The sequence below is a fragment of the Lysinibacillus sp. RC46 genome (genome assembly GCF_041262385.1).
Lineage (GTDB): Bacteria > Bacillota > Bacilli > Bacillales_A > Planococcaceae > Lysinibacillus.
The window spans coordinates 1-8,969 of the sequence record NZ_JBGCCF010000061.1; the positions used below are offsets into that span (position 1 = coordinate 1).

Genomic DNA, 8,969 nt, shown 5'->3' on the forward strand with positions numbered 1-8,969 from the left:
GATCAGTTTTCAAAGATACCCGAGCAGTTTTATTCTCTACCTGATCAGTTTTCAAAGATACCCGAGCAGTTTTATTCTCTACCTGATCAGTTTTCGAGGATACCCGAGCAGTTTTATTCCCTACCTGATCAGTTTTCAAAGATACCTGAGCAGCTCTATTCTCTACCTGAGCAGTTTTCGGCGATACCCGAGCAGTTTTATTCTCTACCTGATCAGTTTTCAAAGATACCCGAGCAGTTCTTCTCTCTACCTGATCAGTTTTCAAAGATACCCGAGCAGTTCTTCTCTCTACCTGATCAGTTTTTGGCAGCTCTTCCTCCTCCCTATTTAAAGCAATCATTCAACCACAAAAAACACCCACCAATATTGGTGGGTGTAAAAAATTCCTATTTTTAGTTTTCTTCAGCTACTTTTGAGTAACGTTTTGTGTGTAGTAACATGAAATAACCGAAAGTAATAGCTAAGAATGCTACTAGGAAGCCTGCTAGAACTCCGTAGTTTTGCATTAAGTATGATGTATCACCAGTTGAAATACTAGCTTTAAATGCTGAAACAGTATATGTCATTGGTAATAGTTTATTAAATACTTGTAATGGTGATGGGATTAACTCAAGTGGGAATGTACCCGCACTTGTTGTAAGTTGTAAAATTAATACAACAATCGCCATGAAGCGTCCTGGATCACCGAAAATAGATACTAACATTTGAATTAAAGCTAAGAAAACATAACTTGTTAATAATGCTGTTAGGAAGAAGTATCCAAAATTGTCTACTTCAAGGCCTAAGCTCCATTTTACAATAACCACTGTTAATATAGTTTGAATTAAGCCGACTATTGCTAAAACTGAGACTTTACTTGCAAACCAAGTTGCTCCATTTTTTGGACGAATCGCTGGTTCCACAAGTGGGAAAACGATAGAGATTAATAACGCACCAACGAATAAACCAAGAGAAATAAAGTATGGTGAGAAACCTGTACCATAGTTAGGTACATGGTTTACAGATTCTTTATCAACCTCAACTGGGCTACCTACCATATCATATGTGTCTTTGCTTGCATGAACTTCTTTTGCTTTTTCACTTGCTTCACCTAGTTTGCTAGATAAAGTTGATGTACCATCTACAAGTTCAGTAGTACCATCAGCAAGCGTTTTAGAACCTTCTGCTAATTCACCTGATTTAGAGGCAAGTGTTGATGTACCTTGATTTAATGTTGTTGAACCACTCGCTAGCTCATTTAAACCTGAAGCCAATGTTTTAGAACCTGTTACGGCTGTCTTAACACCAGCATTTAATTCACCTAATTTTTGAGCAAGTGTTGCATTACCAGCTTGAAGACCTTTTGCTCCTTGGACTAACGCACCACTTTTTGATGTTAACTCATTAGCACCTGCTAACACTTGTGATTGACCTGCTGCAATTTGTGATGCACCAGAACTTACTTGATTAGCACCAGCTTGTAATTTTTCTGTACCAGCAGTTAAAGAACCTAAGCCATTATGCACGCTTGCACTTCCTGCTTGTAGCTCTGCTAATGTTTGTTTTAATACTGCCGCTTGCTCTTCAGGCAATGAAGCCATCATGCCTTGTAATTGATTAGATAAAGCTGTGATGCCTTCTGCTACTTTTGCAGAACCCGCTGTTAATTGGCCTGCTGCACCATTTAATGCGCCTGCATTTTCAGCAATTGAAGCTGCACCTGCACTAATTTGTTTTTGTTTATCGCTAATTGTAGCTAAACCTGATTGAACCTTTGCTACACCCTGTGTATATTGTGATACACCTTGCTCAAGTGTTGTTGCTCCAGATGCTGCTTGCTGTGCACCTTGTTGTAACTGTCCAGCGCCGTCTTGTATTTTTACTAGACCAGTAGATAAGTCATTAGCGCCTTTTGCAGCGTCTCCAGCACCTTTAGTAATTTTATCTGCACCATTTGACAATTCAACTGTACTTGATGCTAGTTGCTCAAGATAACCTTTTAAATCCTTTGTACCATCAGCTAAAGTTTTAGCACCTTCATCTAGCTTATTCGAGCCATCTGCAGCCTCTGTAAAGCCATCTCCAAGTGTTGTAATAGAATCAAATAACTTTTCAGCATAAGTTGCTGAAACTTGTGAATTTACTTCCGCACGTACACGGTCCATTGCTGTTTCACCAATTTGTGCACCAAGGAAGTTCAATCCTTCATTCGGAATATAATTCATAACTAGTTTAGAAGGTTTGTCATCTAATAAAGTAGTTGCGTGCTCAGAGAAATTTGTTGGAATTTCTAGAATCATATAGTAATCACGGCCATGTAAGCCTTTTTCAGCTTCTTCTTTGGAAACGTCAATAAACTTAAACTCGTTACTCTCGACAAGCTTATCGACTAAATCGTTCCCTAAATCTAATTTAACTCCTTCCATTTCAGCGCCCTTATCTTCATTGACAACAGCTACTGGCAAGTTCGGAAGACCTTCATACGGATCCCAGAATGCCCATAAAAACATACCGGCATACATGACTGGGATAAATAATACAGCGATTATTGAAACAAGCATTTTTCTTGTTTTAAAGATTTTCAGCCACTCAGCTTTAATCATAAATTTTCTTCACTCCTATAATTTTTGACCGAAAACGTCAGTCGGTCATTTTTATTCAAAAAAAAAATCTAAATCCTCACTAGACTGTCATTGATTCACCTTTTAACTAAGCCAAATCAAGTTAAAATTAGCCCACGGAAGATTGTTTCCTTGAAAAGATTTAAGATCTTTTCTTCAGGAATAATGTCGCCATGTAGCTCATGCCAATCAACGACAAACGCTAGATACGCCTTTAACAATAGAAAGCTTACTAGTTCTGCATCACAATCTCTAACTTCTCCTTTATCGATACGTCTTTGAATTAATTCCGTAACGTAGGATAAAATTTCAGTTTCAATGCGAGCTAAAACTTGTTTAACTGCTGGCGTTCGTAGCTCCTTTTCTTCCTCTAATAACTTCGCAAATAAAAGATGTTTTTCACGGAACTGTAGCATTTTCATTAAAGCATTATGTGCATTGTCCATAAAGCTCGCTGATGCATCCAACACTGCATCTGCTTCTGCTTGCATTTCTCGTACAAGTGACATAGCTATCTCTTGAAATAAAATTTCTTTATTTGCAAAGAATGTGTAAATCGTCCCTTTACCGACATTGGCGATTTTAGCCACTTGCTCCATTGTTGTGGCCTTGTAACCAAACAATGTAAAGGATTTTGCAGCTGCTTCAAGAATTTCCTGCCTACGATCCATTAGTAACATCCTTTCCTGTTCTATTATGTACATGCCTTTGTACACGAAAATGATAATGACCAGAAAACCATTCCGGTCATCTGGTCATTATCATATTCCTATTTTAAAAATTATGCAAGCATTAATTGTGATTTTTTTCACTTTTTTTCATGATCACTATGCTCAGAAGTATCATTACCGTGATTCATCATGCTATGATCCATACTGTTATTATTTGCTTTTTCATCCTCTGGTAAAACGTTCGTCATATCAGGACTACCGGCAGTAATTTGTTGCTTCGGCATACTATGAACACCACTGCCTGAAGTAGTATGAGCATACATATAATATACCCCATCGTGGTCAAATGTAGTCGTCGCTTTATAAACGCCATCTTTCTCTAATTTACCGTCCATCATTTGCCCTTGATCACGTTTACCAGATTCCCAAACCTCAAATTGTACAACTGCGTCATCAACTTTTTTGCCACCTTCTACAACCTGCGCAGCAAGATCAATTGTTTCATTGATTGCTACTTCTTTCGGTGTTAAAATTTCAACTTCTGGTATTTGAGCTATCTCAGGCTCTGGTAAAGCTGCTGACTCTTTCTTTTCTCCGCAACCTACTAATAATGCAGGTACTGCGACTAATGCTAATAACCATTTTTTCATGTTTTATTCCTCCATTAACGGCAATGTAATTTTTACAACTGTGCCTTTTTCAACTTCACTTTCAATCTCTATCTTGCCATGTAACTGCTTCAGCAATTGTTCTACAATCGACAAGCCTAATCCACTGCCACCATCTGCTCGGCTCCGCGCTTTGTTAACACGATAAAAGCGCTCCGTTACATGCAATAAATCCTCTTGAGGAATACCCATTCCATAATCCTTAATGATAATTTTTGCACTAGCATTATTCTCTAAGGCAGTAATTTCAACCTTTGACTGTTCATACGAGTAATTAATGGCATTTTCAATAATATTAATAAAAATTTGTTTCAACTTTACTTCATCCGCTTTGATGATTAATGCATCATCAGCATCTAAATGGAGTGCAATGCTCTTCTTCTCTGCCTGATGAGTTAATATTTTTTGAACCTCACGTAATGTTTCGGCAAGAGGGATTGGATATAAAGTAATTTCTGCTTGTTCATTTTCCATACGAGCAAGTTGAAGCAATTCATTCGTTAAACGTTCCATACGATTTGCCTCACGTACAATGAGCTGGATCGTTTCCTCTTTTTGATGTTCTGGAATAATACCATTCTGCATTGCTTCGCTATAGCCTTTTACATAGCTAATGGGTGTCCGTAATTCATGTGAAACTGTCGCCAAAAACGTTTTTTGAGCCTCGTCCTCTTGTTGGATCGCCTCTGCCATTTGATTAAAGGTGCTCGATAGCCTTCCGATTTCATCTTTCGAATGAACTGGCACACGCGTCCCATAGTTTCCGTATGACATTTGCTCAACAGCTCTTTGTAAATTACTTAATGGTCGCATAATATGGCGAATTCCCTTATAAATTAAATAGCTGATAACAAGTAAAAATATAAAGGCACTGACAAATAAGAAAATGACTTCATTATTCGCTAACTCACTAATTTTTGCTAGAGGGAAGTATATATAAATAATTCCTTCAAGCCTATTTTGATCCACTAGCGGAAGTACTACCGAAATTAGCTGTCTATCAAATCGGGGTTCATATCCTATTTTTTGTACATATTCACCCGCAAGTAATTGCTGTCGCTCTTCTGGACCAATTAATGTCTCGAAATCAATATCAAACGGCACACAGGCACTTAGTTCTCGCGGATTTCTTACTGCAAAGATATTCAAATTCGAATAATTAGCATACTGTTCAATATCTGCAATAAATTCATCTGTTACCTTACTACCGGTATACATCGTTTGTAGCTTTGTCCCTACTTCTACCATCATCTCTTCCGTGTCTTCTACATAAAGTCTTTCATATAAATAATCAGTCAGGACATACATAAAGACAACGGTAATGATCAAAAATGCAAAGATTAATAGCCAAATGCGTGTTGAAATCTTTTTCATTCGCCAGGATCAAAGCGATAGCCCACTCCCCAGACGGTTTGAATATGCCCCGCCGCTTCCTTTCCAAGCTTTATACGTAAGGTTTTTATATGAGTGTCCACAGTTCTTGTTCCCCCTACATAATCAATATCCCAAATACGTTCTAGTAATTGCTCCCTAGTATAAGCATTTCCAGGGTTATTCATAAATAAATGTAATAGTTCAAATTCCTTTAAAGTAAGCGGGACACTCTTTCCATCTACAGATACTTTTCGTGCAATCTCATCTATTTTAATAGGTCCAAGTATCACATATTTTTGCTGCAAGTCTTCAATATTAGTGCCACTTCTTCTTAGCACAGCATGGATTCGAGCAACTAGTTCATCATTTGTAAAGGGTTTTACAATATAATCATCTCCGCCAATTGTTAAGCCTTTAACCTTATCCTCATTTGCATCACGTGCTGTCAGGAAAATAATTGGTATATTCGACATCGCACGTATACTTTGACAAACCGCAAAGCCATCTTCGTGTGGCATCATCACATCAAGTAGAACTAAATCGATTTTTTCGCGCACGATCATATCGTAGGCTTCTGTACCACTCGCTGCTGTTACGGTCTCAATTTTTGCATTATGGAGCATCATTTCTATTAAATTACGCATATCTTGCTCATCATCAACAATTAATACAGTTGTCACATTTATTCCTCCCTCACTAACAATTGAAATGCACCTTTCCCCACATCAACTGTTTTTTTCACCTGACCTTCTTTTATGAAATACAAAGTATGGTCATCATAACCAGCGACAACAATATAATCTTTAAACTGATTTACGACAAACGGATTAGCTCCTACCTCTTGCTGCCATTTCACATTTCCATCAAAGTCGGCAACATATAATTCATTACGGCCATGACTAACAACGAGAACAGCATCCTTTGTTTTGGTTAATCCAACAGGCATTAAAGGCATTGCTATCTCCCCATGTTTGATGCCTGTTATAAGATCATATTTTTTAACAGAGCTATTCGGTTTACTTCCTTCTCCATGGCCACCAATCCATAGTTCATTTTTCTCTTCAAGAATTGCTATTCCATGTGATGATTTTTGAATCGGCCACTCTTGTTCAATTTCTAGATTCTCAATATTTAACACCGATAATTTCGTATCTTTATAATTAATCACATATAGCTTATCTTTATAAGCTGCCATTGACATAGGATAATTACCAATCTTCTGTGTTGCTAGTTCGTTGCCCTCTTCATCAAAGCTTGTCACTGTATTCGTTTTGCTATTCGTAATAAAAAACTGTTTTCTATTTTCAGCATAATACGCATTCGTTGAACCAAGCTGTACTTTTTTAGAATAGAGCTTCTTTCCGGTTGATAATGTATAGACGTCAATTTCATTTAATTGATGACCATACAATAACACACGATCATTTCCGAGGAGTACTGCCCCTGAGTAAGCTTTATCTAATAACCATGTTGCTATCACATCACCTTGTTCATCTATAAAATCTAGAGAAGGCTCTTGTATATTTAAGGATGCAATAAAATTCTGATCGCGTTCAATAGGCTCAAACGATTTCTCCGTACACCCTACTAGCAATACAAGCTGTACTAAAGAAAAAATGAAGAATGCCCATTTTTTCAACATCATCACCTCTGTTTCTTAACTATACTTCACAATTGTGAAATTCACGTGAAACTTGAGAGGTAAATTTATGACAAAGAAAACAAGCAAATTTCACAGTTATTATTATGTAATGCTACATTTACGAGCATTTATCCAATCCAAAATTATAGTAGCACATATACTACATAGATTATGGTTAGGAGGAATCAACGTTATGGTGTCCATTAGCTTATGTATGATTGTGAAAAATGAAGAAGATGTCATCGGTAGATGTCTAGCATCTGTAAAAGACTTAGTCGATGAGATTAATATCATCGATACTGGCTCTACCGACAATACGAAGCAAATTGTTAATGAGTTTACAGATCGTATTTTTGATTTTGAGTGGATTCATCATTTTGCAGCTGCAAGAAATTTTTCATTCCAACAAGCAACAAAGGAGTACATTTTATGGCTAGATGCAGACGACGTATTATTAGAAGAGGATCAGGAAAAATTGAAAGCACTAAAAGAATCCTTGACCCTTGATATAGATGCTATTTCTATGAATTATAATTTAAGCTTTGATAATGAAGGAAATGTAAGTTCTCTATTAAAAAGATATCGCTTAGTAAGAAGAAATAAACAATTCCAATGGATAGGTGCTGTACACGAATATTTAGAAGTCGGTGGAAATCTATTGGATAGTAATATCGCTGTCAGTCATTTACCACTTAATCACGATCATTCGCGGAATATTAACATCTATAAGCAGTTAGTTGACTCAGGAGAACAGCTCTCTCCACGAGATACATTTTATTACGCAAATGAATTACTGGATCACGGACAATTTGAGGATGCAATATTTTACTATGAGACATTTTTAACTTCTAAATTAGGCTGGGTAGAAGATAATGTTCGAGCCTGTTTCAAATTAGCAGATTGTTATTCTCATTTAAATGATCCAGAAAATAATCTGAGCTCCATTCTAAGAAGCTTTGAATACGATATTCCACGTCCAGAAGCGTGTTGTAGACTTGGTTTTCATTTAATGGAACAAGCCAGAAATTATGAAGCAATATTTTGGTATGAGCAAGCGCTTGTCATCAAGCAAAATCCTAACGCTCCTTTTCAAAACAAAACCTTTACGACATGGTTACCCCACTTACAACTTTGTGTCCTCTTTGATCGGTTACAACAATATGAAACTGCCAACGCGCATAATGAATTAGCCAGATCCTTTTTACCAAATGATGAAAAAATACTGCACAATAAAACATATTTTGATCGTATTTTAAAAAAGGGTAATGAAGAATCTTAATCTCTTCTATAGTAATGGATTAGTACATTGAAGTAATTTCTTAATTCTAGTATTAGGTTTTAACTATACATTGATTAAAAATACTTTTTCCGCTATCGATATTTTTAGAAAAGCCAAGGAGTTAACTGTCTATTTCATCTTCTCTCTCTATGAATACGATATTTGAGAGAGGAGGTGAAACAATGCAATTTGGAAATTTTAAAGAAAGAGTTTGCAGTAAATGTAATACATTCCCATGTTGTTGTAATCCTTGCGCCGCTCAAAGCTGTCCTATTTTCCCTGTTAAACCTACTGGAAAAACTGGTCCTACTGGCGCTACCGGGGCTACTGGTGTTACTGGGGCGACTGGCGTTACTGGCTCTACTGGTGTTACTGGTTCTACCGGAGCTATGGGAGCGACTGGGGCTACTGGTTCTACTGGCGTTACCGGTGACACTGGAGCTACTGGCTCTACCGGAGTTACTGGTTCTACTGGTTCTACTGGTTCTACTGGTTCTACTGGTTCTACTGGTTCTACTGGAGCTACTGGTTCTACCGGCTCTACCGGAGTTACTGGTTCTACTGGCTCTACTGGCATTACTGGTGACACTGGAGCTACTGGTTCTACTGGCGTGACTGGTTCTACTGGAGCTACTGGTGTTACTGGTGTTACTGGTGTTACTGGTGTTACTGGTGTTACTGGTGTTACTGGTGTTACTGGTGTTACTGGTGTTACTGGTGTTACTGGTGTTACTG

Annotated in this window: 8 protein-coding genes and 1 pseudogene; 3 read left to right on the top strand and 6 right to left on the bottom strand. The window is 37.5% G+C overall.

Translation table 11 applies throughout. The annotated features are described in order from the left end of the window. The coding region (locus ABH966_RS26590; protein WP_370083681.1) for a hypothetical protein at nucleotides 1-396 on the top strand (396 nt) is incomplete at its 5' end. Here ABH966_RS26590 and ABH966_RS26595 read toward each other — a convergent pair. The 6 genes from ABH966_RS26595 to ABH966_RS26620 form a co-directional block, all read right to left on the bottom strand. After that, nucleotides 393-2,582: a YhgE/Pip family protein gene (locus tag ABH966_RS26595; protein WP_370083683.1), complete on the bottom strand. Its 2,190-nt coding sequence runs from the start codon at nucleotides 2,580-2,582 to the stop codon at nucleotides 393-395. The genes ABH966_RS26590 and ABH966_RS26595 overlap by 4 nt on opposite strands. 116 nt (nucleotides 2,583-2,698) lie before the next feature. Beyond that, nucleotides 2,699-3,271, bottom strand: a complete 573-nt coding sequence (locus ABH966_RS26600) for a TetR/AcrR family transcriptional regulator (protein ID WP_370083685.1) — start codon at nucleotides 3,269-3,271, stop codon at nucleotides 2,699-2,701. Nucleotides 3,272-3,408: 137 nt separating this feature from the next. Continuing rightward, nucleotides 3,409-3,921 carry a FixH family protein gene (locus ABH966_RS26605; RefSeq protein ID WP_370083687.1) on the bottom strand — a complete coding sequence of 171 codons (513 nt, stop codon included), beginning with the start codon at nucleotides 3,919-3,921 and terminating at the stop codon, nucleotides 3,409-3,411. Between the two features lie 3 nt (nucleotides 3,922-3,924). After that, a complete protein-coding gene (locus tag ABH966_RS26610; protein WP_370083689.1) occupies nucleotides 3,925-5,313 on the bottom strand; it encodes a sensor histidine kinase in 1,389 nt (462 codons plus the stop codon). Next, nucleotides 5,310-5,993 (bottom strand): response regulator transcription factor, encoded by a 684-nt coding sequence (locus tag ABH966_RS26615; RefSeq protein WP_370083691.1) that lies wholly within the window; start codon nucleotides 5,991-5,993, stop codon nucleotides 5,310-5,312. Before ABH966_RS26615 ends, ABH966_RS26610 begins: the two co-directional genes overlap by 4 nt. 2 nt (nucleotides 5,994-5,995) lie before the next feature. Next, entirely contained in the window at nucleotides 5,996-6,955 is a 960-nt protein-coding gene (locus ABH966_RS26620; protein ID WP_370083693.1) for a YncE family protein, read from the bottom strand. Between the two features lie 193 nt (nucleotides 6,956-7,148). Here ABH966_RS26620 and ABH966_RS26625 point away from each other — a divergent pair, with 193 nt between their 5' ends. Then, nucleotides 7,149-8,234: a glycosyltransferase gene (locus ABH966_RS26625; RefSeq protein WP_370083697.1), complete on the top strand. Its 1,086-nt coding sequence runs from the start codon at nucleotides 7,149-7,151 to the stop codon at nucleotides 8,232-8,234. A 182-nt stretch (nucleotides 8,235-8,416) separates the two neighbouring features. Further along, nucleotides 8,417-8,969, top strand: a pseudogene (locus ABH966_RS27090) (collagen-like protein); the annotation flags it as partial.

What these genes read in the sequence shown, in the direction of transcription:
- ABH966_RS26595 (WP_370083683.1), bottom strand. Translation starts at nt 2,582, where the DNA reads ATGATTAAAGCTGAGTGGCTGAAAATCTTTAAAACAAGAAAAATGCTT.
- ABH966_RS26600 (WP_370083685.1), bottom strand. Translation starts at nt 3,271, where the DNA reads ATGGATCGTAGGCAGGAAATTCTTGAAGCAGCTGCAAAATCCTTTACA.
- ABH966_RS26605 (WP_370083687.1), bottom strand. Translation starts at nt 3,921, where the DNA reads ATGAAAAAATGGTTATTAGCATTAGTCGCAGTACCTGCATTATTAGTA.
- ABH966_RS26610 (WP_370083689.1), bottom strand. Translation starts at nt 5,313, where the DNA reads ATGAAAAAGATTTCAACACGCATTTGGCTATTAATCTTTGCATTTTTG.
- ABH966_RS26620 (WP_370083693.1), bottom strand. Translation starts at nt 6,955, where the DNA reads ATGTTGAAAAAATGGGCATTCTTCATTTTTTCTTTAGTACAGCTTGTA.
- ABH966_RS26625 (WP_370083697.1), top strand. Translation starts at nt 7,149, where the DNA reads ATGGTGTCCATTAGCTTATGTATGATTGTGAAAAATGAAGAAGATGTC.